The organism is Streptomyces griseus (assembly GCF_001715295.1).
Classification (GTDB): domain Bacteria; phylum Actinomycetota; class Actinomycetes; order Streptomycetales; family Streptomycetaceae; genus Streptomyces; species Streptomyces griseus_G.
Genome location: NZ_MDKB01000002.1, coordinates 2,057,744 through 2,081,650 on the forward strand (window position 1 = coordinate 2,057,744; position 23,907 = coordinate 2,081,650).

17 protein-coding genes and 1 pseudogene are annotated in these 23,907 nt (G+C 69.6%); 13 read left to right on the forward strand and 5 right to left on the reverse strand.

What is annotated here, in order from left to right:
- Positions 1-166: 166 nt before the first annotated feature.
- On the reverse strand, positions 167-2,125 hold the full coding sequence (gene acs / locus BA175_RS15750; protein ID WP_069171891.1) for an acetate--CoA ligase: 1,959 nt from the start codon (positions 2,123-2,125) through the stop codon (positions 167-169).
- A gap of 256 nt (positions 2,126-2,381) precedes the next feature.
- On the reverse strand, positions 2,382-4,958 hold the full coding sequence (locus BA175_RS15755; RefSeq protein WP_079159592.1) for a SulP family inorganic anion transporter: 2,577 nt from the start codon (positions 4,956-4,958) through the stop codon (positions 2,382-2,384).
- 285 nt (positions 4,959-5,243) lie between these two features.
- On the opposite strand from BA175_RS15755, the gene BA175_RS15760 reads away from it, so the two are divergent.
- A complete protein-coding gene (locus BA175_RS15760) occupies positions 5,244-6,542 on the forward strand; it encodes a hypothetical protein (RefSeq protein ID WP_069171892.1) in 1,299 nt (432 codons plus the stop codon).
- Positions 6,543-6,632: 90 nt separating this feature from the next.
- On the opposite strand, the gene BA175_RS15765 is transcribed toward BA175_RS15760, so the two are convergent.
- Entirely contained in the window at positions 6,633-7,628 is a 996-nt protein-coding gene (locus tag BA175_RS15765) for a nucleotide-binding protein (RefSeq protein ID WP_069172146.1), read from the reverse strand.
- Positions 7,629-7,731: 103 nt separating this feature from the next.
- Between BA175_RS15765 and BA175_RS15770 the strand changes: the two genes are divergently transcribed.
- Positions 7,732-8,556 (forward strand): oxidoreductase, encoded by an 825-nt coding sequence (locus tag BA175_RS15770; RefSeq protein ID WP_069171893.1) that lies wholly within the window; start codon positions 7,732-7,734, stop codon positions 8,554-8,556.
- 449 nt (positions 8,557-9,005) lie between these two features.
- On the opposite strand, the gene BA175_RS15775 is transcribed toward BA175_RS15770, so the two are convergent.
- Complete coding sequence (locus tag BA175_RS15775) at positions 9,006-9,845, reverse strand: HAD family hydrolase (RefSeq protein WP_069171894.1); 840 nt, start codon at positions 9,843-9,845, stop codon at positions 9,006-9,008.
- 568 nt (positions 9,846-10,413) lie between these two features.
- On the opposite strand from BA175_RS15775, the gene ssd reads away from it, so the two are divergent.
- The 7 genes and pseudogenes from ssd to BA175_RS29680 all read left to right on the forward strand — a co-directional run.
- A complete protein-coding gene (gene ssd, locus BA175_RS15780) occupies positions 10,414-11,478 on the forward strand; it encodes a septum site-determining protein Ssd (RefSeq protein WP_254667899.1) in 1,065 nt (354 codons plus the stop codon).
- A complete protein-coding gene (locus BA175_RS15785) occupies positions 11,475-12,623 on the forward strand; it encodes a TadA family conjugal transfer-associated ATPase (RefSeq protein ID WP_069171896.1) in 1,149 nt (382 codons plus the stop codon). Before ssd ends, BA175_RS15785 begins: the two co-directional genes overlap by 4 nt.
- 44 nt (positions 12,624-12,667) lie before the next feature.
- Entirely contained in the window at positions 12,668-13,498 is an 831-nt protein-coding gene (locus BA175_RS15790) for a type II secretion system F family protein (RefSeq protein WP_069172147.1), read from the forward strand.
- Positions 13,495-14,298, forward strand: a complete 804-nt coding sequence (locus BA175_RS15795) for a type II secretion system F family protein (protein WP_069171897.1) — start codon at positions 13,495-13,497, stop codon at positions 14,296-14,298. The genes BA175_RS15790 and BA175_RS15795 overlap by 4 nt, the downstream gene beginning before the upstream one ends.
- A gap of 209 nt (positions 14,299-14,507) precedes the next feature.
- Positions 14,508-14,720 carry a DUF4244 domain-containing protein gene (locus BA175_RS15800; protein ID WP_069171898.1) on the forward strand — a complete coding sequence of 71 codons (213 nt, stop codon included), beginning with the start codon at positions 14,508-14,510 and terminating at the stop codon, positions 14,718-14,720.
- Complete coding sequence (locus tag BA175_RS15805; protein WP_069171899.1) at positions 14,707-15,105, forward strand: TadE family type IV pilus minor pilin; 399 nt, start codon at positions 14,707-14,709, stop codon at positions 15,103-15,105. The genes BA175_RS15800 and BA175_RS15805 overlap by 14 nt, the downstream gene beginning before the upstream one ends.
- Positions 15,102-15,434 (forward strand): annotated as a pseudogene (locus BA175_RS29680) (Rv3654c family TadE-like protein); the annotation flags it as partial. The gene BA175_RS15805 and the pseudogene BA175_RS29680, both read left to right, overlap by 4 nt.
- A 375-nt stretch (positions 15,435-15,809) precedes the next feature.
- Here BA175_RS29680 and BA175_RS15810 read toward each other — a convergent pair.
- The gene (locus BA175_RS15810; protein ID WP_079159594.1) at positions 15,810-18,299 is read right to left on the reverse strand and encodes a DEAD/DEAH box helicase; all 2,490 of its coding nucleotides are present in this window, start codon (positions 18,297-18,299) and stop codon (positions 15,810-15,812) included.
- 79 nt (positions 18,300-18,378) lie between these two features.
- Between BA175_RS15810 and BA175_RS15815 the strand changes: the two genes are divergently transcribed.
- From BA175_RS15815 to BA175_RS15830, 4 genes are all read left to right on the forward strand, one after another.
- Positions 18,379-18,732 carry an STAS domain-containing protein gene (locus tag BA175_RS15815; protein ID WP_069171901.1) on the forward strand — a complete coding sequence of 118 codons (354 nt, stop codon included), beginning with the start codon at positions 18,379-18,381 and terminating at the stop codon, positions 18,730-18,732.
- 201 nt (positions 18,733-18,933) lie between these two features.
- Positions 18,934-19,386, forward strand: coding sequence for an ATP-binding protein (locus BA175_RS15820; protein ID WP_069172148.1), 453 nt, complete (start codon positions 18,934-18,936; stop codon positions 19,384-19,386).
- 825 nt (positions 19,387-20,211) lie between these two features.
- Positions 20,212-22,653 (forward strand): sodium-translocating pyrophosphatase, encoded by a 2,442-nt coding sequence (locus BA175_RS15825; protein WP_069171902.1) that lies wholly within the window; start codon positions 20,212-20,214, stop codon positions 22,651-22,653.
- 570 nt (positions 22,654-23,223) lie between these two features.
- Positions 23,224-23,856 (forward strand): small secreted protein, encoded by a 633-nt coding sequence (locus tag BA175_RS15830; protein WP_069171903.1) that lies wholly within the window; start codon positions 23,224-23,226, stop codon positions 23,854-23,856.
- Positions 23,857-23,907 lie beyond the last annotated feature (51 nt).

Sequence of the window (23,907 nt, forward strand, 5' to 3'; positions counted from 1 at the left end):
CGGCAGCTGTTCCACGAAAGGCGTGGCCGACCGGGCGCGCACCACAGGGCACGAGGGGCACCCGGCGCGTTGCCGGATGCCCCTCGGAGCCGTACAGGTCCACGCCGGCTCCAGCCCTGTGCCGGTTCCGGCTCGGATGCTGATGCGGGTTCGCGGAGTCGGGCCGTCAGTCCTCGGAAGGAGCTGAGGGCAGTTGCGTCTGGATCAGGGACATGACCGAGGAATCGGTGAGCGTGGTGACGTCGCCCAGCTCCCGGTTCTCGGCGACGTCGCGCAGGAGACGGCGCATGATCTTGCCGGAGCGGGTCTTGGGCAGTTCGGCCACGGGCAGGACTCGCTTGGGCTTGGCGATCGGGCCGAGTGTCGTGCCGACGTGGTTGCGGAGTTCGGCGACGAGCTCTTCGGACGTGGTCGCCGTGCCGCGCAGTATCACGAAGGCGACGATGGCCTGTCCGGTCGTCGCGTCGTTCGCGCCGACCACGGCCGCCTCGGCGACCGCCGGGTGCGACACGAGAGCCGACTCGACCTCGGTGGTGGAGATGTTGTGGCCGGACACGAGCATGACGTCGTCGACCCGTCCCAGCAGCCAGATGTCACCGTCGTGGTCCTTCTTGGCACCGTCCCCGGCGAAGTACCTGCCCTCGAACCGGGACCAGTAGGTGTCCAGGAAACGCTGGTCGTCGCCCCAGATGGTGCGGAGCATCGACGGCCACGGCTCGGTGAGGACGAGATAGCCGCCCCCGCCGTCCGGCACCTCGCGGGCCTCGTCGTCCACGACCGTGGCGGAGACACCGGGCAGGGCGCGCTGGGCCGAACCGGGTTTGGTCGCGGTGACCCCGGGCAGCGGCGCGATCATCATCGCGCCCGTCTCGGTCTGCCACCACGTGTCCACGATCGGGCACCTGTCCCCACCGATGTTCTTGCGGTACCACATCCAGGCCTCGGGGTTGATCGGCTCCCCCACCGAACCGAGCACGCGCAGGGACGACAGGTCGAACTTGGCGGGGATGTCGTCACCCCACTTCATGAACGTACGGATCGCCGTCGGCGCGGTGTAGAGGATCGTCACGCCGTACTTCTGGACGATCTCCCAGAACCGCCCCTGATGCGGGGTGTCGGGGGTGCCCTCGTACATGACCTGTGTCGCCCCGTTGGCCAGCGGGCCGTAGACGATGTACGAGTGTCCGGTCACCCAGCCGATGTCCGCGGTGCACCAGTACACATCCGACTCGGGCTTCAGGTCGAACACCGCATGGTGCGTATAGGCCGTCTGGGTGAGGTAACCACCCGAGGTGTGCAGGATGCCCTTCGGCTTGCCCGTCGTTCCCGAGGTGTACAGGATGAACAGGGGCTGCTCCGCGTCGAACGCCTCAGGGGTGTGCTCGGCGGACTGCCGGCCCGTGACGTCGTGCCACCAGACGTCCCGGCCCTCCGTCCACGCGGTGTCCTGCCCGGTGCGCCGGACCACGATCACATGCTCGACGCTCTCGATACGCGAGACGGCGTCATCCACGGCGGGCTTGAGCGCGGACGGTTTGCCCCGGCGGTACCCGCCGTCGGCGGTGATGACGACCTTCGCGTCGGCGTCCTGGATACGTGCGGCGATCGCATCCGCGGAGAAACCGCCGAAGACCACCGAATGCGCTGCGCCGATACGGGCGCAGGCCAGCATCGCGACGGCGGCTTCGGGGATCATGGGCAGGTAGACGGCGACCCGGTCGCCCTTGCCGACACCGAGCTCGATGAGGGCGTTGGCGGCCCGGGAGACCTCGTCCTTCAGCTCCGCGTAGGTGATCGCGCGGCTGTCCCCGGGCTCGCCCTCGAAGTGGATGGCGACCCGGTCGCCGTTGCCCGCCTCGACATGACGGTCCACGCAGTTGTACGCGACGTTGAGGGTGCCGTCCGCAAACCACTTCGCGAAGGGCGGATTGCTCCAGTCGAGCGTCTCGGTCGGCTCCGTGGCCCAGGTCAGACGACGGGCCTGCTCGGCCCAGAAGCCCAGCCTGTCCGCCTCGGCCTGCTCGTACGCCTCCGCTGTGACGTTGGCGTTCGCGGCCAGATCGGCAGGCGGTGCGAACCGCCGCTCCTCCTTGAGCAGATTGGAGAGGGAGGAAGGCTCGCTCATCCTGCGGTCTCCTCCTTGAGCAGATTGGCCAGGCTTTCGTTGCTCACGACATCTCCCATTCCCAGGGTGTCCGTTGTGTCCCGGAGGACAGCTCATCAGGCCACAGGCCGGGTGACAAGTGTCTGCCGGGAATTGGTGTAGACCTGTGTCCCGTGTAGGGGGTCACGTGTTCCGCTTCCGCAGGCGCTGTCGTGCGGACGCGGAAGCGGAACCACAAGGTCTCACAGGGGTCTCACGGGCCTGGGATGCGAGAGGTTCAGACGCCGAGCGCTGGGTCGGGCCTCCCGGAGGCAGCGAGTTCCGGGCCGGGGCACGTGCGGGACGGTGCACGTGACGGAGATTGAGGGTCGATCTCGGACTCCGCGCCGGCAGTGACCCGGACGAAGACCTCGTCGGGGCCGGTCCCCGAACTGGCGCCTTCGGTGAGCAGGTAGGCCTGCGCTTCCCCGACGTGGAAGTACATACCGTGCAACTGGAGGGTTCCCGAAGCCAGTCGGCGTGCCACCGCATGGTGTGCGCGCAGGTGCTCCAGTTGCTGCACCACGTTGGTCAGGCAGAGTTGCTCCACCGCGTCGGTGGGCAGGCGCCCGGCGATCCGCGCCCAGGAGTGATGGCGGGAGCGCATGCGTTCCAGGCTCGGCCTGCCGTGCCGCAGCCATCGCCACAAGGGCGTGGGAGGAATCTCCGGTGGGGCGTCCAGCAGAGCCTGCATGGCCCCGCATCCGGAGTGCCCGCAGACAGTGATGGACTCGACCTGGAGAACATCCACCGCGTACTCGATCGCGGCGGCCACGGAGTCGTCGTGTCTCCCCGCGCTCTCGGTGTCGGGTGGCGGCACGAGATTGCCGACGTTGCGCACGGTGAAGAGGTCACCCGGGCCGCTCGCCGTGATCATGCTCGTGACCAGGCGGGAGTCGGCGCAGGTGAGGAACAGCTGGGAGGGCTTCTGCCCCTCGGTCGCCAGCCGGGCCAGCTCCTCACGGACCAACGGGGCTGTGGTGCGCTGGAAGGAGCTCAGGCCGCTGAGCAACTGGTGACGGCTCGGGCGGGCCGGTACGGAAGCAGCTGTCACAGCCGGTGACGCGGCTGTCGGGTGGGCTTGCGCGGTGTGCGACATGGAGTCGCCGATGGTGGTGGCCGGCGGGGCGGCATCGGAGACGTCGTGTCCGGCCCGGCCGTGACAGTGATGATTGCGCCACGGTGTCCATGGCCGGCAGCAGGAGTGGGCAGCTGATGCCGGCTCGGCGATCCGGCCCCCGGAACGGCCGGCGAGGACGACGGCGCCACCCTGCGCGGTCCGGGCCGTATACCAGTCCTGAATGGTCTCGTACGCCGCGTGATCCATGAAGAAGCCGTCGAGCTCCAGGACCACGTCGGCCCCCTCGGGGAGGTGGTTGAGCAGGCGGCTCAGCCGGGGAACCGCGAGAAAGGTCAACTGCCCGCGGACGGATACCAGCAATCGTCCGTCCTGCTCCGTCACGGTGATCCGCGTGCGGGCCAGCCGGTGCAGGGCGATGGCCACCGCCACGAGGATCCCGACGGCCACGCCCGTCAGCACGCCCGCCACGATCACTCCCGTGATCGTCGCCCCGTACACCAGGAATTCACGGTGCCTGTGCACCTTGCGGATGTGGGCGAAGCTGACCATCTGGATGCCCACCACCAGCACAAGGGCGGCAAGGGATGCCAGCGGAATCCACTCCAGCGCCGTGACGAGCAGTACGGCGGCCAGCAGTATCCAGACACCGTGCAGCACCGTAGCGGCGCGGCCGGTCGCTCCTGCCCGCACATTCGCCGAGCTGCGCACGGCGCCGCCGGACACGGGGAGGCCTCCACAGAGCCCGGCCAGTGCGTTGGCGACGCCTTGGGCCCGGAGCTCCCTGTCGAGGTCGGACCGTTGGACGGGACGGCACGGCGTCGCTCCGTCCTTGGACGCGGCCGACGCCCGCTCGGCAGCCAGTTTGTCGACGGAGACGGCAGCCAGCAGTGATTCGAGACTGGCGACGAGCATGACCGTCAACATCGCGGTGGCGAGCGCTGCCACCGGCCCGTCCGGCAGTTCGGCGAGGGCGTGCGAGCTCCACGACGGCAGATCCACCCGGGCGATCCCGGGGGTGGCCACCGCTGCCACCGCTGTCGATACTCCGACGGCGACGAGCGCGGCGGGAATTCTGCCGAGCGTCGAGCCGACACGCCCTGGCATCCGCGGCCAGAGGATGAGAAGGGCGACGGTCAATGCGCCGACGGCGAGTGCGGCAGGATGCATCCGCCCCAGCTGAGCCGGCAGCGACCAGGCGTTGGCCAGGGCGGAGCTCTGGGGTGTGCCACCCAGCATCACGTGCAGTTGCGCGAGCGCAATGGCCACGCCGATACCGGCGAGCGTTCCGTGCACGATGGCGGGGCTGACGGCAAGTGCACTACGGGCGGCTTTCAGAGATCCCAGCAGAACCTGCAGAAGCCCGGCTCCGATGGTGATCGCACACGTGGTGCGCCAGCCGTACAGCTGGATCAACTCGGCCGTGACGACCGTCAGTCCTGCCGACGGCCCGCTGACCTGCAGAGGGGTACCGCCGAGCAGCCCGGCGACGATGCCGCCGATGGCCGCGGAGACCAGACCGGCTGCCAACGGGGCGTCCATGGCCACGGCGAGGCCGAGTGACATGGGTACGGCGATCAGGAAGACGGTGATCGACGCGGACACGTCGGCGCCTGAAACGCGGAGTCGACGGCGGTGGGGCGGTGGCGGGCTATGAGGGCGCTTGAATCCCGACGCGCGGGAAGGGCGCGAACTGCGGGATGAGTGGTCATTGCGTGTAGGGGCACAGGCAGGCATGGTCCCGTCTCCTCCGGGGCGGCGCGGTCGCGAATTCGATAGGGGCGCGGCGGTGGGTCACGGCATGCGACGGCGAGGTAGGGCAACTCTCGGTAAATGAATCGTAATGGAGAGTAAAGAAAAGTGGCCACACTTTCGAGCAAATAGGCTCTAACCTCACTCTTTAAGGTGAATAAGTAGATTTTCGTCCCGTTTGTCGTACTGGTCTTTCGAGGGTGCGTGCGACGTTGGCCGCGCCGTGTCTGCGCGACGACGCGCGACTCCTGCAAGAAAGAGGGTGGACGGATGGGTGCCGGAAAGACGCTCGCCCTGGGCACTGTGGCCGTGGCGCTGATCACAGGACTGGCCGGGTGCTCAGGCCCTGGTGGCGCGGGTTCGACGGTGGAGCGGAAGGCCACGCCGGGCTCGGAGGAACGTTCCCCGGCGGCAGCCCCCAAGGGTGCTGTCAGGCTCATCGGTGACGGGTCCACCGCCTTCACCGGAGCGCAGCCGGGGCTTCCCGCGGCCAAACCCCTGAAAGCGGGCCAGAAGCCCCCGCAGTTCGTGGTGTTCTCGTGGGACGGGGCCGGAGAGGACAGTCAGAAGCTGTTCTCGCACTTCCGTGAGGTGTCGAAGAAGTACGGCGCGAAGATGACCTACTTCCTCAGTGGCGTGTACCTCTTGCCGGAGGAGAAGAAGGCCCTTTACGACCCGCCCCAGCACTCGGCGGGCCGGTCCGACATCGGTTTCAACGATACCGAGGGGATTCGCGACACCCTCGCGGAGTTGCGGGCCGCATGGCGGGACGGCAACGAGATCGGCACCCACTTCAACGGGCACTTCTGTGGCCCGGACGGCGGCGTCGGAACATGGTCGGTCGAGGAGTGGAAGAGCGAGATCCTCCAGGCGAAGGCCTTCGTGAAGGGCTGGAAGACCAACACCCCGGCTCTCAAGGCGGAAGCGCCACTGCCGTTCGACTATGACAAGGAGCTGGTCGGCGCCCGTACGCCCTGTCTGGAGGGGCAGAAGAACATGGTCGCAGCGGCGCGGACGATGGGCTTCCGCTATGACTCCAGCGGCATCGGCAACCAAGTCTGGCCCGCCAGGAAGGACGGCCTCTGGGACCTTCCCCTGCAGCTCGTCCCGGTGCCGGGCCGAGCCTTCGAGACCCTTTCGATGGACTACAACTTCATGTTCAATCAGTCCGGCACGACGCAAGGGGACCCGGACCGACACGCGTTCTGGGGCAATCAGATGCGCGACGGCCTGCTTCAGGCGTTCGACCGTGCTTACAAGGGGAACAGGGCTCCGCTGATCATCGGCAACCACTTCGAGTCCTGGAACGGCGGCACGTACATGCGAGCCGTCGAGGAAACGATCAAAACGGTATGCACCCAGCAGGACGTGCGCTGCGTCTCCTTCAGGCAACTCGCCGACTGGCTGGATGCTCAGGACCCGGCGGTGCTCGCCAAACTCCGGACACTGAAGGTCGGCCAGAAGCCCGAGCCCGGGTGGTCGGCGTTCCTCGCGGGGACCGCCCCGGGCAAGCCCGTGGCCAGCCCGGTGCCCGCCAGGCCGGCGGATCAGGCCGGCGCCGGTAGGTAAGGGCGTTGACGGGGACGCGGAGGGGGGCGTGCGCCCGCATCGGTCCGCCCCACCCCTGTGGCTCCGGGCTGGTCCGGGCGTACGTCCTCGTCAGGCCGGCTGGTCGACAGCCTCCAGGCGGCCCTGCTCGTGCAGCACGAAGGCGGGGTCGACCTGGGCGGCCAGGTCGGCGCCCGTCTTCTCGTTGCCCCAGCTCTCCGCGTTCTTGAGATGGAAGTGGACCATCTGCCGCGTGTACCGCTCCCAATCCCGATGCCCGTACGAGTCCTCCGCAGCGTCCTGGAGAGCCTGCAGTGCCATGCGGTTGTCCGCCTCGAGCAGGTCGAATGGGGCCGGCCTCCCCTTTTCCATGGTCCTGACCCAGTCGGAATGCCCGACGCCGACCAGAAGGTCGTCACCGACCTCCGAGCGCAGGAAGTCCAGGTCGTCCCGGCCCTGCACCTTGTTGCCGACGACCCGCAGAGCGACACCGAAGTCGCGCGCGTACTCCTTGTACTGCCGGTACACCGAAACTCCCTTCCGGGTGGGCTCGGCCACCAGGAAGGTCATGTCGAAGCGGGTGAACATTCCTGAGGCGAAGGAATCCGACCCCGCCGTCATGTCGACCACCACGTACTCGTCCGGTCCGTCGACCAAGTGGTTGAGGCAGAGTTCCACCGCGCCGACCTTGGAGTGGTAGCAGGCCACCCCCAGATCCTCATCGGTGAACGGGCCGGTCACCATGAGCCGGATGTCACCGTCGTCCAGTCGGACCGTGGTCGCGCAGGTGTCGTAGACCGGATTGTCCTCCCGCACGCGGAGCAGGCGTGAACCCTCGCCCGGCGGTGTCGTCTTGATCATCGTCGCGGTGGACGCGATGCGGGGGTTGCTGCCGCGCAGGTAGTCCTTGATGAGGGGCAGGTGCGCACCCATCGCGGGCAGGGCGGTGGCCTCCGTCTCGTCGAGGCCCAGAGCGGTTGCCAGGTGCTGGTTGATGTCGGCGTCCACGGCCATGACGTGGGCTTCGTTGGCAGCGAGGTGGCGGATGAAGAGCGAGGACAGCGTGGTCTTCCCGCTGCCGCCCTTCCCTACGAAAGCGATCTTCATGTTCACCTAGGGTAGCCGGTCAATCGCTCGCCGTTGTCGCTCGGGGTGAAGAAAACCACTCCTGTGGGGTATCCGTGTGCGGGGGCGCGTAGCCTCCCTACTTATGAGTACGACTTCCTCCGACCCGCTTGCCGCCCTGGGGACCCTGCCTGGCGTCGCCGAAGCGGTGGGCTCCGTACGCAAAGCGGTGGACCGGGTCTACGGACACCGGGTCATGCGGCGCCGCAGCAACGAGGTGACGGCGGAGGCGGCCCTGCGCGGTGCCCGCGGTTCCGCGGCCCTTTCGGGCGCGGACTGGAACCTCGAGGAGGTGCGCAGGCGTACGGATTTTCGTGGTGACGACGAGGCGTCCACGATGGGTGCGGCGCTGCGTCTGACCGCGGAGGCGGGACAGCTCCTTTCCATCTGGCGGCAGTCGCCGCTGCGGGTTCTCGCGCGGCTGCATCTCGTCGCGGCCGGCGGGTCGTCGCCCGAGGGGGCCGTCGGCCGGCCTCGCTTGGCAGGAGAGTCCGTCGATGAGCCCCTGATCGAGGCGGCGGTCCCGGGTGTCGAAGAGATGGCTGGACGGCTCGAAGGGCTGGCGCAGCTGGTCATCGCCGGGAGCGCGGCGCCCGCTCTGGTCACGGCTGCGGTCGTGCACGGTGAGTTGCTGGCCTTGCGGCCTTTCGTGTCCCACAACGGCCTGGTTGCCCGTACGGCGGAGCGGATCGTATTGGTCGGCAGCGGTCTCGACCCGAAGGCGATCTGTCCCGCCGAAGTGGGACATGCCGAGCAGGGCAGAGCCGCGTATGTAGCGGCGTTCGAGGGGTACCTTTCCGGGAGGCCGGAAGGTATGGCTGCCTGGATCGCCCACTGCGGACGGTCGGTCGAACTCGGGGTCAGGGAATCGACGGCGGTGTGCGAAGCGCTCCAGCGCGGTGCCGCCTGACGGCCCGACCCGGAGATGCGCCGAGCCGCTGAGCGGCGTCCGGAGTCTCCCGAAAGGGTGCGGCGGTACCGGATCCGGTACCGCCGCTGGCACGTTTGCCCAGTTACCAGGCGTCCTCGATATGTGCCCATCAGGCCGGCTCTTCGTCCGGTGCCTGGTGTGGCTGGCCCGTAATCGACGGGTCGACGTCGCGTGGGTACTTGGCATCCGTGCGCGGTCCGTGGGGCCAGTCTGCGTGTGAAGGTCATCCTCTCGGATGTCCTCGGTCTCGCGGGCCGTTGACTCCTTTGTACTCCAGGGTCGGGAGGAGCGGAAGTGCTGGCCGCGCAACTTTACTTTTGCATTCAAATACGGGCGGTTCGGACACGGTTGAGCTCGTTGCCGCCCAGGTGGCGGGTGGCGCCCCGTACTGTCACGGCGGCCTTCCGTCGGGCCGGCTCTGCCTTTCGTCAGGGCGTGACTGCGGAGGTCCGACGGCGGGAGGCGTACCAGACGAGACCAGCGGTGACGGCGGCCGCGCCTACTGCTGCAGCGGCCACGAGGGCCGGGCGTGGCGGCATCGAAAAGACCGGCAGCCGTTGCTTGAGCCGAACCGGGCGATCGAAGACCAGAACCGGCCAATCCCGGGCAGCGGCCTCACGTCGCAGCGCCCGGTCGGGGTTCACGGCGTGCGGGTGGCCGACGGCCTCCAGCATGGGAACGTCGGTGAACGAATCGCTGTACGCGTAGCAGCGCGCGAGGTCGTATCCCTCGGAGGCCGCGAGTGATCTCACGGCTTCGGCCTTGGTCGGGCCGTAGGCGTAGTACTCGACCTCGCCCGTGAAGCAGCCGTCGTCGCCGACGACCATGCGGGTCGCGACGACCCGGTCGGCACCGAGCAATTCCCCGATCGGCTCCACGACCTCGGCGCCGGAGGTCGACACGATGACCACGTCGCGCCCGGCTGCGTGGTGTTCCTCGATGAGGGTGGCTGCCTCGTCGTAGATGATGGGGTCGATCAGGTCGTGCAGAGTCTCGGCGACGAGCTCCTTGACCTGCTGGACGTTCCACCCCTTGCAGAGCGCCGAGAGGTATGCGCGCATGCGCTCCATCTGGTCGTGATCGGCGCCACCGGCGAGGAACACGAACTGCACGTACGCGGTGCGCAGTACGGCGCGGCGGTTGATCAGCCCGCCTTGGTAGAAGGACTTGCTGAAGGTCAGCGTCGATGACTTCGCAATGACCGTCTTGTCCAGGTCAAAGAAGGCTGCTGTGCGCGGCGAGAAGCAGTTTTCCACAAAGGTGAGCATAGGTGGCCACCATTCGGCGTAAAATCCGGCGGGTGGGTTTGCTTGAGAAGGCCCTCGGGTACACCATGGAAGTCACGGATCGTTCGCGACCGTGCTAACCCCGGTCCGGCTCCTCCCCCCCCCGAGTCGGCCCGTGGGGACGACCCCCGCTCTCCCCCCCGGCGGGGGTCGTCGCATGTCCCGACGCGTTTCGGGTGCCTTGATGTAGGCGTTCTCACCTCTTTCCGCCGTTTCGGCCGACTGCTGAGCGGGTCCGCACCCAGCATGGTCGATGACTCTGTGTAGTTGAAGAGCTGCGCTCCGAATGTCGCCTGTACGAGCTACCGAGATATTCACATGCGCGAGCTTGTCCACAGTTTTCGGGCAAGATCCACATGTTTTTCCGGATCGTTGCATCTTGATTCCGCCCACGAAGTCCGTGGGTTCCGGAATCGCGCCTCTCGGTCCAGTCCGAGATCACCGCGAACCGCACTGAAGAGGCAGTGAGAAGGGGGCGGAGATCGTGACGGGAACCTTCGCGCGACAAGGTCAGGCGGGAGCGGAGGAGCCGCCGAGCGGGCCGTTGATCGTGACCGAGGACGCGGAGCTGCTGGACGACCTGCTGAGGCTGTGCGCAGCGGCCGGAGCGGTCCCTCAGGTGCATCACGGGCCACCTGGAGAAAAGGGCGCCTGGGAGGCGGCTCCCGTGGTTCTGGTGGGTGACGACGCTGCCGCCCGGTGTCGGGGTGTGGCACGAAGGCGCGGTGTGATGCTCGTGGGGCGCGACCAGGACGATCCGGACGTGTGGCGCCGTGCAGTGGAGATCGGCGCCGAATATGTGTTGCGGTTGCCCGACTCGGAGGGCTGGCTCGTCGACCAGATCGCCAATGCGGCGGAAGGCGTGGGACGTCCGGCGCTGACCGTCGGCGTGATGGGAGGGCGGGGCGGAGCCGGCGCGTCGACGCTCGCCTGTGCGCTTGCCGTGACGGCGGCCAGGTCCGGTCGGCGGACGATGCTGATCGACGGTGACCCGCTGGGTGGCGGTATCGATGTGCTGCTGGGGGGCGAACAGTCGGACGGCATGCGATGGCCGGATTTCGCACGTTCCAAGGGGCGGGTCGGAGCCGGTGCGTTGGAGGAGTCCTTGCCGGCGCTGCACGGACTGCGCGTACTCAGCTGGGGCCGGGACGACGAGGTGGTGATCCCGCCGCAGGCCATGCGGGCGGTGCTCGCGGCGGCGCGTCGGCTCGGAGGCGTGGTGGTCGTGGACCTGCCGCGCCGGGTCGACGAAGGCGTGGCCGAGGCATTGGCACAACTGGACGTCGGGCTGCTGGTGGTGCCGGGTGAGCTGCGGGCGGTGGCAGCGGCCAGACGGGTGGCGTCGGTGGCCGGGATGATGTTGGAGGACCTCCGGGTCGTTGCCCGTGGGCCCTATACCGCCGGACTGGACGAGCACTGGGTGGCGCAGGCGCTGGGCAGGCCTCTTGTCGGGGACCTGCCTGTGGAGGCCGGGCTGGGGGCGGCTCAGGGCGGTGCTGTGCCGCCGGGCGGTCATGCTCGCAGCCCGCTGGCCCGGTTCTGCACGGCGTTCTGGGACCTGGCGGATGCCTCGACGGGCGGCGTCGCAGCAGGCCGACCTCGGGACGCGTCGTGAGCGACACGCTGCTGGACGCGGTCCGGCAACGCCTGGCCCGTAGCGGCACCGAGCCCACTCCGGCAGGAGTGGCGACGGCCTTGAGGGAGCAGGGGCGCTTGCTCGGCGATGCGGAGATCCTCGGAGCTGCGGAAGAACTCCGCGGTGAACTGGTCGGAACAGGCGTACTGGAGCGGTTGCTGGCCGACCCAGCGGTGACCGACGTGCTGGTCTCCGCGCCGGACCGGGTTTGGGTCGACCGTGGCGGCGGGCTGGAACTGACGAGGGTCACCTTCCCTGACGCCGCAGCGGTCCGGAGGCTGGCCCAGAGACTCGCGGCGATGGCCGGACGCCGGCTGGACGACGCCCGGCCCTGGGTGGACGCACGGCTCCCGGACGGAACGCGGATGCACGCGGTCCTGCCCCCGGTGTCCGTCGGCTCGACGTGTCTGTCGCTGCGAGTGGTGCGGCCGAACGCGTTCACCCTGGCGGAACTCGTCGATGCCGGGACCCTGCCGCCCGCAGGCGACCGGCTCTTGCGCGCACTGGTCGATGCCCGGGTCTCGTATCTGATCAGTGGGGGAACCGGGGCGGGGAAGACCACCTTGCTGTCCAGCCTGCTGGGGGCGGTCGACCGGCGCGAGCGCATCGTGCTGGCCGAGGACTCGGCGGAACTGCGCCCTGATCATCCGCACGTGGTGCGACTGGAGTCGCGGCCCGCGAATCAGGAGGGCGCGGGTCGTGTGACTCTCCGGGACCTGGTGCGCCAGGCCTTGCGTATGCGTCCCGACCGGCTGGTGGTCGGAGAAGTGCGGGGCGGTGAGGTGACGGAGTTGCTTGCTGCGCTGAACACCGGACATGAGGGCGGGTGCGGGACGGTACACGCCAATGCCGCCGAGCACGTTCCGGCACGCCTGGAGGCGCTGGGGACCGCTGCGGGCCTGGACCGGGCGTCGCTGCACAGCCAGGTGGCAGCCGCCCTGTCCGTGGTGGTGCATCTCGTCCGTGACCGGGGTGGGCAGCGACGTCTCGCCACGATCCACGTACTCGAGCGGGACTCGGCGGGCCTGGTGATCACTGTTCCCGCGGTGCGCTGGGGACCCGACGGGTTCATCCGGGAGCGGGGCTGGGAGCGGCTGGCGCTGCTCGTCGGGGAGGCGCTGTGACGGCGGCTGTTCCTTACCCCCTGGGGCAGGCCGCGACCCTGGTGATGGCTGTCGGCGCAGGACTGGCGGGCTGGCTGGCCGTACTTGAGCACCCGGGTGAGCGGCAGGCACGGGAGATGTTCACGGACGGGCGCCGGACAGGTTCGGGTCTCGAGGCCTGCTGGAGAGCGGTCCGCGGACGTCTCGACGCGCGGCGCGAATGGCTGTGTGCCCCCGTGGCGGTGCTTCTTGCCGTGCTCGGCGCGTCTGTACTGCCGCTGGTCGCGGGGGCCGTCGCGGTGCCACTGGTGCGGCGGTGGTTACGACGTCGGGCCATGCGCTGCGCTCAGGAGCGGGCGGCTGACGCGGTGGTGGCACTCTGCGGGACGGTGGTGGGCGAACTGCGAGCCGGACGCGAGCCCGGGCAGGCATTGCTCACCGCTGCTCGGAACGCGGGTGCACTGGGCGAGGACGAGGCGGAGGCGGCGGTGCTTGCGGCCGCCCGGTTCGGCGGCGATGTGCCGAGCGAACTCCGGAAGGCATCGGCCGGCCCGGGGCTGGACGGACTCGCGGGGGTGGCGGCCTGCTGGCGGGTGTCGGTGGACGGCGGTGCCGGTCTCGCGGCGGGTCTGGCTCGGCTTGAGGCGGCGCTGCGTGCCGACAGGCGTCGGCGGGAGGAGCTCAGGGCGCAGTTGGCGGGCGCGTGGTCGACGGTGCTCGTGCTGGCGTTGCTGCCGGTCGTAGGGCTGGGGCTGGGGGCGGCGCTGGGAGCCGATCCGCTGAGCGTTCTGCTGCACAGTCCGGGCGGGTTGGCCTGCCTGGCGGCAGGTGGCCTGCTGGAAGGGGCGGGGTTGTTCTGGGCGTCGCGGATCGTTCGGGCGGGAGAGGCGGCATGAACGGGTGGGCGGACGCGGTTCGCGGGACAGGAGCGGTGGGCGCAGCGCTGGGAACGGCTGTGTACCTGTGCCTTGCGCTGGCCGGATGGCGGCAGGAGCGAGGGGTCCGCCGGCGCGGAGGGCGACTGACGGGGATGGACGCCGATGGACCGACGCCGGGAGGGTCGTGCCGTCGAGTGACGGGCCCCGGCGGACTCCGGTTGTGGGCGGGGCCGGTGGGGGCGTTCGTGACCGGCTGGGTCCTTGTCGGTGGCGTGCCCGGCTGCGGTGTCGGTCTGACCGCGGCGTACGGAGTGTGGCGGTGGTCGCGCTCCGGGCGAGGAAGTAGCGACGGCGGGCGCAAGGCGGAGGCTGCCGCGGTCGCCAGGCAGTTGCCGCTCGCGGCAGACCTGCTGGCTGCCTGCATCTCGGCGGGTGCCGGACCACTGGACGCGGCGGAGGCGGTCGGAGAGTCCATGGGCGGTCAGGTGGGCGAATTGCTGGCTCGGACGGCGGCAGAGATCAGGCTGGGCGGTCAACCGGCCGACGCGTGGGGGCGCTTCGGGGAGATACCCGGCGCAGGCCCTCTGGCCCGCTGTCTGGATCGGGCCGGGTCCACGGGGGCTCCGGCAGCGGAGCCCGTCGCCCGGCTGGCCGATGAGATGCGTGCGGAGCGCGCCGCAGCGGCCGTGGCGCGTGCTCAGCGGGCGGGTGTGCTGATCACGGCGCCCGTAGGGCTCTGTTTTCTGCCCGCCTTTCTGGCGGTTGGAGTGGCGCCCGTGGTGATCGGGCTGGCGACAGGTCTGCTGCACCGCACCTGACGGGTGCCCCGCCTGAGCGGCGCCGCGACCCGCTGATACCGCGACCGGTGCGCACCGCACCCGGCGGGGTGCTCGACCGGCGGCCGACGTGACCGGTGAGTGCCGCAAGTGCCCTCGTAGGCGCCTTTTCGATACCGCCAGACCTGAACGTCCAACGACATTGGAACGAAAACAGTGGGGGAACGATGGGAAAGAACAGCATCGGTCGGATGTGGGCCGCGGTGTGCCGTACGTGTGTGGACAGGCGCGGCCGGCTCGCCCGGAGCGGACGTCCGGACACGGGAATGACGACATCCGAGTACGCCGTAGGGACCATTGCGGCCTGCGCGTTCGCCGCGGTTCTCTACAAGGTGGTGAACAGCGGGGCGGTGCTGTCGGCCTTGCAGACGCTGATCAAGGACGCGCTCGATGCGAAGTTCTGACGCGGTGAGGAGCCCAACCGCCGGCTTCGTGAGCCGCGGCGGGGACCGGGGAGCGGTGACGGCGGAGGCCGCTATGGCCATTCCCGTGCTGGTGGCATTCGTGCTGGCCCTTCTCTGGGCGTTGGTCACCGCAGCCGACCAGATCCGCTGCGTGGATGCCGCGCGGGCCGGGGCACGTGCCGCAGCCCGCGGGGAGGCCGCGGCCACGGTTGTGTCCACGGCTCGTGGCGCGGCACCGGGCAGGGCCCGGATCGAGGTGAAGAGGGCGGGGGACCTGTGGAGAGTCCGGGTGGAGGCACCGACGCCCGGCCCCGGAAGTCTCGCCCTGACTCTGAATGCCGAGGCGGTGGCCCTTGCCGAGGACGCTGTGGGGGCCGAGCCGTGAGTGGGGCTGTCGGAGGGCCCGGAGGTGGTGACCGTGGGCTGGCAACTGTATGGGTGGCGGTGACCACGGCGACGTTGTGCGCGGTCTTCGCGATGGTGCTCGCGCTCGGCCAGGCTGTGACCGCCCGCCACAAGGCCGGCAACGCGGCGGATCTGGCAGCGCTCGCGGCCGCCGACCGTGCGTTGGGCGGGGCTGCGTCGGCCTGTGAGGTGGCCGGCGATGTGGCGGCGGCCCAGGGGGCCGAGTTGGTGCGGTGCGCTGTCGAGGGCGAGGTCGCCGATGTGACGGCCCGGGCGCGCTTCGGCCTGTACGCGCCGGAGGTCAGGTCGCGGGCGGGTCCGCCGGGCGCCGTGTCCTCGGCGACGCAGGCGCCGGGTGACGCGGCACATGTGGCCCGACTGCCATCAGGTGGTAGGTCCTTCGCGCCTCACGCGGCCCCCGTGCACGCGCAGAGGGCGCCGGGCGGTCGCTTCCCGGTATGTGATGCCCTGCCGGAGCCGGCGGCGCCCGGGCGGTCCTCGGTCGTGGCCCCCGGGCAGGCGTGGGTGCCTCCCGCGGTGCGGCTCTTCGCGTTTCTGCTTCGGCGCGGGGTGACGGCGCCTACTTCCTCCTGGGGGTCTGGTCGCCGGATTCTTCCCTGCGACGGCCGCCTCGGTACGGGTGGAGAAAGGGCCGGGAGGGAGCTTCTCGGCGGCACGAACGGGCTACTCCCGAGCGTTCCACTCCTGTCGGGCGGCCTCCGGGTCCGGTGTTGCGGTCCTCAGGAGTTCGGCCAGCAGACGCACAGCGCCACGTTTGTGCAAGGGCTCGTTGCCGTTCCCGCACTTGGGGGACTGGATGCAGGACGGGCAGCCGGACTCGCATTCGCAGGCCGCGATGGCCTGACGGGTGGCCGTCAGCCACGCCCGGGCCGTGTGGAAGGCACGCTCCGCGAAGCCCGCGCCGCCGGGGTGGCCGTCGTAGACGAATACCGTCGGCAGCAGCGTGTCCGGGTGGAGCGGTACCGAGACGCCGCCGATGTCCCAACGGTCGCAGGTGGCGAAGAGCGGCAGCATCCCGATGGCGGCGTGCTCGGCGGCGTGCAGGGCGCCTCCGAGGATTTCGGGGCTGATGCGGGCTGCATCGAGCTGGTCCTCGGTGACCGTCCACCAGACCGCGCGGGTACGCAGCGTCCGAGGCGGCAGATCGAGCTTGGTCTCGCCCAGAACCTCCCCGGTGATGAGCCTGCGCCTGAGGAAGGAGACGACCTGGTTGGTGACCTCGACCGAACCGAAACAGAGCCGGCCCTCTCCCCACGGGATCTCGTTGTCGGTCTCCAGCACGGTGATGGCGGTGGTGTCGCGCGCGTTGGTGGAGTACGGCGGCGCGGCTTCCTCCACCAGGGCGACCGAGTCGCGCAGGTCCAGTGTCCGCACGAGATATGTCCGGCCCTGGTGAAGGTGGACGGCACCCTGGTGCACGGCGGTGTGCGCGGCCGACTCGTCGACCGTGCCGAGGAGTCGGCCGGTGCCTTCCTCGACGATCTGGATCGGGCGGCCGCCACCGCCACGGATGTCGGTGAGGTCGGCGGCGCGCTCGCGGCGGGTCCAGTGCCATCCCGTCGCGCGCCGGCGCAGCAGCTTCGCGGCCTCCAGCTGGGGCAGCAGTCCGGGCGCCGCAGGACCGAAGAGAGAGACGTCCGCCGGTGTCAGCGGCAGTTCCGCGGCTGCGGCGCAGAGATGCGGGGCGAGGACGTACGGGTTGTCCGGGTCGAGGACGGTCGACTCCACCGGCTGCTGGAAGAGCGCCTCGGGGTGGTGGACGAGGAACGTGTCCAGCGGGTCGTCCCGGGCCACCAGAACCGCCAGTGCGCCCTGGCCCGAGCGACCTGCGCGGCCCGCCTGCTGCCACAGGGACGCCCTGGTGCCGGGATAGCCGGCGATGATGACGGCGTCGAGACCGGAGACGTCGATTCCGAGTTCCAGGGCGGTCGTGGCAGCCAGGCCCAGCAGTTCGCCGGAGTGCAGCGCCCGCTCCAGTGCCCTGCGTTCCTCGGGCAGATAGCCCCCTCGGTAGGCGGCGACCCGCGCGGGCAGGGAGCGGTCCACCTCGGCCAGTCGCTCCTTGGCGATGACGGAAACCAGCTCGGCGGCGCGCCGGGAGCGGACGAAGGCTACCGAGCGGACGCCCTGGACGGTCAGGTCGGTCAGCAGGTCGGCGGTCTCGGCCGTTGCGGTACGGCGTACCGGAGCACCCTTTTCGCCGTGCAGTTCGGTCAGCGGCGGCTCCCAGAGCGCGAACACCATTTCGCCGCGGGGAGACGCGTCGTCGGCGACCGCCTTGACCGGCAGACCGGTGAGGCGGCCCGCAGCCTCCGACGGCCGGGCCGAGGTCGCCGAGGCGAGGAGGAAGACGGGGGCGGATCCGTAGCGGGCGCACAGGCGCCGCAGACGGCGCAGCACCTGGGCGACGTGGGAGCCGAAGACGCCGCGGTAGGTGTGGCACTCATCGATGACGACGAAGCGCAGGGCGCGCAGGAAGGAGGCCCACCGGGGATGGGACGGGAGGATCCCCCGGTGCAGCATGTCGGGATTCGTCAGCACGTAGTTGGCGTACTGGCGTACCCATTCGCGTTCCTCGACCGGCGTGTCCCCGTCGTAGACCGCAGGCCGGACAGCAGAGCCCAAGGGCTCGGCCAGGGCCTTCACCGCGCGTCTCTGGTCCGCGGCCAGGGCCTTGGTCGGCGCGAGGTACAGAGCCGTCGTCCCGCGGCCGTTGCGGGCTTCGGAGCCGTCGAGGAGGGTACTGAGGACCGGGGCGAGGTAGGCGAGTGACTTCCCGGACGCCGTTCCGGTGGCGATGACCACGGACTCGCCGGACAGGGCGTGCTCGGCCGCGGTCGCCTGATGCGTCCACGGATGGTCGATTCCTGCTCGGCCGATTGCGGAGATCACTTCTGGCCGGATGCGATCCGGCCAGACGGCATGAGAACCCGCACGCGGGGGCAGGTGCTCCGTATGAGTGATGCGCGCTGCCCGGCTCGCCCCTGCGGTGAGCCGGTCGAGAACCACGTCGGGAGAGGGGCGCGAGCCCGTGTTCTCGGGTGGTCCGTCGGGGCGCTGATTCTTGGCCATCGGCACCGAGTGTGTCACTGGCATGACGGACAATGGCCCCAAGGCGTCGTGCATGGCTGCCGGTAAGTGATTGAATGCCATGGCGGCTGGCGATCCGTCCCCTGGCCTCCGCCGGGGAGACCGAGGGGCGACCGCTCGATAGCAAGGTGCTGGAGGATCCGTGGACCTGTCCCTGTCGACTCGCAATGTGTCCGGCCCTGGTGGCGACCGTACGGTCGTCGAGGTCGGTGGCGAGATTGATGTGTATACCGCGCCCAAGCTGCGCGAGCAGTTGGTCGAGTTGGTGAATGACGGCAGCTACCACCTGGTTGTCGACATGGAAGGTGTCGATTTTCTCGACTCCACCGGTCTCGGCGTGCTGGTGGGCGGCTTGAAGCGTGTCCGGGCCCATGAGGGCTCGCTGCGCCTGGTGTGCAACCAGGAGCGCATCCTCAAGATTTTCCGGATCACGGTCCTGACCAAGGTGTTTCCCATTCACACCACGGTTGACGAGGCCGTCGCGGCCACCGACTGAGTCGTCGGCACCCGGCCGGCCGCTGCGCGGTCGGCGGTTCGTGGCAGGTCGGCAGACGGCGAGACGTGCCGTCAGGAGCAGGCGGTCGTCCCTAGGGGTCGGCTGTCGGCTTCGTCGGCTCCGGAGGATTTCGAGAGCAGGGGTACCGGGCGGCTCGCCCGGTCCCCTGAGATGCACACCCGTACGTTCGAGGGGGATGGCATGCCAACCGTTGAACTCCGCTTCAGCGCTCAGCCTGAGCACGTCAGGACGGCCCGCCTCGTGGCGGCCGCCGTGGCACGCAGGGCCGGCGTGGACGAGGCGGTGCTCGACGAGGTCAGGCTGGCCGTCGGTGAGGCATGCAGCCGCGCCGTCGGGCTGCATCGCAGCCATGACATCACCGCTCCGGTCACGGTCTTGCTGAACGAGGAGGAGAAAGCGTTCTCCATCGAGGTCGGCGACCAGGTTCCCGGCCCGGGAAGCGGTTCCTTGCCGCCCGGAGCCACCGGTGCAGGCAGGGTGGGGGAGGCCGACGCCGAAGCCGACAGCGAGGACGACATGGGCCTCGCCGTCATCAGCGGCCTGGTCGACGACATGGAGGTGCGCTCGGGGGCGGACGGCGAAGTAATCCGTATGACCTGGCCGACGATGTCGGCGACGACCGCGCTGTCCTGAGTCTCGTTCCTGTCCCACCGAGTCCCACTGAGTCCCACCGAGTCCCGCCGAGTCCCGCCTAGCCCTGTCGAGGCCCGCTGAGGCTCTGCGCACTGACCGAGGTGCCCGGCACGCCCGTACTGGCCACGGTTCTCTGCTGAGGTCGCCCGGAACTCCCCTCACTGCCCGCGCTGCCCGTGCTCTGTGGGCTGCCCGTGCCTCTCTCGCTTGCCGCGCTGCCGGAGGTTGCCCCGGCGCGCCCGTACCGGCCCCAGCCTTCTGCTGCGGAGTCCCGCTGCAACTGCCCGCACTGCCCGTGCATCTCTCCCGCCGCGTTGCGCGTGCTGTGTGCGCCGCCTGCGCCTCTCCGGCTTGCCGCGCGCTGCCCTGCTGTGCGGGCCGCCTGCGCCTCTCTCGCTTGCCTTGCTGCCCGTGCTCTGTGTGCCGCCTGCGCTTCCCTCACCAGCCGCGCTGCCCCCGCACTGCGCGCCGCCCACGGCCTCCCGCTGTTCCCGGCCTGTGCCCCGTCTTGCTCAGGGCGGCCTATTCGCTCTTCGTGCTCTTCGTCTTCTGCCGCAGCGCGCCTCCGCCGAGGGAGGCGCGTAGAGGTGTTCGAAAAGGGGGCTCCGCTTCGCAGCGTCTCCTTCGGCGGGTTCTCGGGGGCAACAGCTGAGGAATTGTACGAAGCCCCGCGACCGGGTCATTACTGCATTCAGGTGCAAAGTCGTAGCGATCATTTGCCATTGGGTGGACGGAAGTCGATTTCGTCGACCACTCACTGTTTTGGTCGAACTCTTCTCCCTGTAATCCGTCCACGGCTTGGGCGCTCAGCGTCAAGGAGGACGTATGGCGGAGTTCCTCGACACCCGAGTAGCAGAACTGGCGCAGGTTCCCGTGCCTTCCGGTCGGTCCACCTCACTCGCAGCCGCGGTACTCACCGCTGACAACCGCCTGATCGTCGTCCTCGTCGCGGGCGTCGCCCTTGCCGCGCTGGTCGTCGCCCGTCTGCTGGTACGTCAGGTGCTGGCGGCAGGGGAGGGCACCGACCGTATGAAGGAGATCGCCACGGCCGTCCAGGAGGGCGCTCACGCTTATCTGGCCCGCCAGCTGCGTACGATCGGGGTCTTCGCCGTCCTGGTGTTCTTCCTTCTTCTCCTGCTCCCCGCCGACACCTGGGCGCAGCGCGCCGGGCGTTCGTTGTTCTTCCTTGTCGGTGCCCTTTTCTCGGCAACCACGGGATACATCGGCATGCGTCTCGCCGTCCGCAGCAATGTGCGTGTGGCCGCTGCGGCGCGGGAGGCGACCCCGGCGGAAGGGGAACCGGAAAAGGATCTCACCGCCGTTTCGCACAAGGCGATGAAGATCGCTTTCCGCACCGGCGGTGTGGTCGGCATGATCACGGTCGGCCTCGGTCTGTTCGGTGCGTCCGTGGTCGTACTCGTCTACGCCGCCGACGCGCCCAAGGTGCTGGAGGGGTTCGGCCTGGGTGCGGCGCTGATCGCCATGTTCATGCGCGTCGGGGGCGGCATTTTCACGAAGGCCGCCGACGTGGGCGCCGACCTGGTGGGCAAGGTGGAACGGGGCATCCCGGAGGACGATCCCCGTAACGCCGCAACCATTGCCGACAACGTGGGCGACAACGTCGGTGACTGTGCGGGTATGGCCGCCGATCTCTTCGAGTCGTACGCCGTGACGCTCGTCGCCGCGCTCATCCTGGGCAGGGCCGCCTTCGGGGACGCCGGCCTGGCCTTCCCGCTGATCGTTCCGGCCATCGGAGTGATCACCGCGATGATCGGTATCTTCGCGGTCGCTCCCCGGCGCGCCGACCGAAGTGGCATGACGGCCATCAACCGGGGCTTCTTCGTCTCCGCCGTGACCTCCCTCGCACTGGTGGCGGTGGCGGTCTTCGTCTATCTGCCCTCCTCGTACGCCGGGCTGGACGGAGTCACCGACAGCGCCATCACCTCGCACCGAGGCGATCCCCGGGTGTTCGCCCTGGTCGCCGTCGCCATCGGTATCGTCGTGGCCGCGCTGATCCAGCAGCTCACCGGCTACTTCACGGAGACCGGCCGGCGCCCCGTCCGCGACGTCGGGAAGTCCTCGCTGACCGGTCCGGCGACCGTCATCCTCGCGGGCATCTCCCTCGGGCTCGAGTCGGCCGTGTACGCGGCCCTGCTGATCGGCCTGGGCGTCTACGGGGCGTTCCTGCTCGGTGGTACGTCGATCACGCTGGCGCTCTTCGCGGTGGCCTTGGCCGGGACCGGCCTGCTGACCACGGTCGGCGTCATCGTCGCGATGGACACGTTCGGGCCGGTCTCCGACAACGCCCAGGGGATCGCCGAGATGTCGGGCGACGTCACCGGCGCAGGGGCCCAGGTGCTGACCGGCCTGGACGCGGTGGGCAACACCACCAAGGCCATCACCAAGGGCATCGCGATCGCCACGGCGGTCCTGGCCGCGGCAGCGCTCTTCGGCTCCTACCGCGACGCCATCGCGACAGCCGTGGCGGACGTGGGCGCCCGGGCGGGGGAGGTGGGGCTGAGCCTGGATATCTCCCAGCCGAACAACCTGGTCGGCCTGGTCCTCGGCGCCTCGGTGGTCTTCCTCTTCTCGGGGCTGGCCATCAACGCCGTATCGCGTTCCGCAGGGGCGGTGGTCTACGAAGTGCGGCGGCAGTTCCGTGAACATCCCGGGATCATGGACTCCGCCGAGAAGCCTGAGTACGGCCGGGTGGTCGACATCTGCACCAAGGACGCGTTGCGGGAGCTGGCCACGCCGGGGCTCCTCGCGGTCCTGGCGCCGATCGCCGTCGGCTTCTCCCTGGGGGTGGGCGCGCTCGGCTCGTATCTCGCCGGAGCGATCGCCACCGGCACGCTGATGGCCGTGTTTCTCGCCAACTCCGGTGGCGCCTGGGACAACGCCAAGAAGCTGGTCGAGGACGGCCGTCACGGTGGCAAAGGGAGTGACGCGCACGCCGCGACGGTCATCGGGGACACGGTGGGCGACCCCTTCAAGGACACGGCCGGCCCGGCGATCAACCCGCTCCTGAAGGTGATGAATCTCGTTGCGCTGCTCATCGCCCCCGCCGTGGTGCAGTTCAGTTACGGCGCCGCCGCGAGCGCGGGAGTGCGGGCCGGGGTGGCCGTGTTCGCCGCTGTCGTCATCGTCGGCGCGGTCTACGTCTCCAAGCGGCGCGGGATCGCCATGGGTGACGAGAGCGGCCCGGGAGGCGACGACGGCAGTGGCGGTCGTCCTGCCCCGTCCTCCGGTCCGACGGCCGTTTCCTGAGGCGCCTGCGGTGGGGCGGGACGCGCCTGGGGCATGCGCCGGAAGGAGCGTCGTCTGCCCGGAGAGCGGGCCCGGAAGCGCGCGGTGTGTGCGACCGCACGGCGGAGGGGGGCGACCCGAGGGTGGGCGTATCGGATCGATCCGGACGCCACGATGCGTATCCGTGTCGGCACTCACGGGCGAACTGGGCTTTCGGGCCGAGACCTCGGTCCATGAGGCGCGGCCTCGGCCCGTGTGGCGCGACCCCGGCCTGCGAGGTGCGCCCCGCCCCCGGCCCGTGTGGCGCGGCCTCGACCTGCGAGGCAGGCGAGTGACGCGACATCAGCACGCCTATGCGTCGCAAACTCTGACGTCGCGCCCGCACCACACACCGTCAGAGCGGCCGGTGATGACGCCCTCGGACCAGGTATGCGCCCGCACGTGCGTCCGACTCCCGGGGTGAGGTGTATCTCCCTCATTTCCCTTGGTGCAAATGGCTGCAAAAGCATATACATCGGATTCCTGGCGCCTGAATGCCGCCCACTTGGCGTGTAAGTTCCGGGGCCGAGAGCCTTGGAAGGGACCAATCCGGTGAACAAGAAGCTTGCAGCCGCACTGTCCGGCGGTGCGGTACTCGTACTGACGCTGTCGGGCTGCAGCGACGACAGCGACAACAAGGTGAACGACTGGGCGAAGAAGGTATGCGACCAGGTCCAGCCGCAACTGCAGAAGATCGCGAACGCCAATGCCGCGATCCAGCAGCAGACGGCTGACAACAGCAAGCCCGCCGACGTCCAGCAGACCGACTCGGCTGCCTTCCAGCAGATCTCGCAGGCGTACAAGGCGCTGGGTTCGGCTGTCGAGTCGGCGGGCGCACCGCCCGTGGACGACGGCGAGACCACGCAACGGGAGGCCGTGAAGGAGCTCAACGCGTCCTCGGCGGCCTACGCCGATCTGAAGACCAAGGTCGACGCGCTCGACACGAAGGACCAGGCCAAGTTCGCCGACGGCCTCAAGGGTGTCGCCGACGAACTGAACAAGATCAGCACCAACGGCGACCAGGCGCTGAAGAAGCTCCAGTCCGGTGAGGTCGGTGCCGCGATGGCCAAGCAGAAGGGCTGCCAGAAGCCGAAGGCCTCCGCACCCCCGGCTTCCGCACCCTCGGCCCCCGGCGGGGCATCGACGTCCGCTTCTCCTTCGGCGTCGGCGGCGAAGGAGTCGTAGCGGCGAGGGAGTCGTGGAGGGGAAGGACGCGCGAGCGGGGCAGGGAGCCGC

Coding starts and splice junctions, on each gene's coding strand:
- BA175_RS15770 (WP_069171893.1), top strand. CDS start 7,732: ATGAGTACGACTTCCTCCGACCCGCTTGCCGCCCTGGGGACCCTGCCT.
- BA175_RS15825 (WP_069171902.1), top strand. CDS start 20,212: ATGGCGGAGTTCCTCGACACCCGAGTAGCAGAACTGGCGCAGGTTCCC.
- BA175_RS15760 (WP_069171892.1), top strand. CDS start 5,244: ATGGGTGCCGGAAAGACGCTCGCCCTGGGCACTGTGGCCGTGGCGCTG.
- acs (WP_069171891.1), bottom strand. CDS start 2,125: ATGAGCGAGCCTTCCTCCCTCTCCAATCTGCTCAAGGAGGAGCGGCGG.
- BA175_RS15765 (WP_069172146.1), bottom strand. CDS start 7,628: ATGAAGATCGCTTTCGTAGGGAAGGGCGGCAGCGGGAAGACCACGCTG.
- BA175_RS15795 (WP_069171897.1), top strand. CDS start 13,495: ATGAACGGGTGGGCGGACGCGGTTCGCGGGACAGGAGCGGTGGGCGCA.
- BA175_RS15820 (WP_069172148.1), top strand. CDS start 18,934: ATGCCAACCGTTGAACTCCGCTTCAGCGCTCAGCCTGAGCACGTCAGG.
- BA175_RS15755 (WP_079159592.1), bottom strand. CDS start 4,958: ATGCCTGCCTGTGCCCCTACACGCAATGACCACTCATCCCGCAGTTCG.
- BA175_RS15800 (WP_069171898.1), top strand. CDS start 14,508: ATGTGGGCCGCGGTGTGCCGTACGTGTGTGGACAGGCGCGGCCGGCTC.
- BA175_RS15775 (WP_069171894.1), bottom strand. CDS start 9,845: ATGCTCACCTTTGTGGAAAACTGCTTCTCGCCGCGCACAGCAGCCTTC.
- BA175_RS15810 (WP_079159594.1), bottom strand. CDS start 18,299: ATGGCATTCAATCACTTACCGGCAGCCATGCACGACGCCTTGGGGCCA.
- BA175_RS15790 (WP_069172147.1), top strand. CDS start 12,668: ATGGCTGTCGGCGCAGGACTGGCGGGCTGGCTGGCCGTACTTGAGCAC.
- BA175_RS15805 (WP_069171899.1), top strand. CDS start 14,707: ATGCGAAGTTCTGACGCGGTGAGGAGCCCAACCGCCGGCTTCGTGAGC.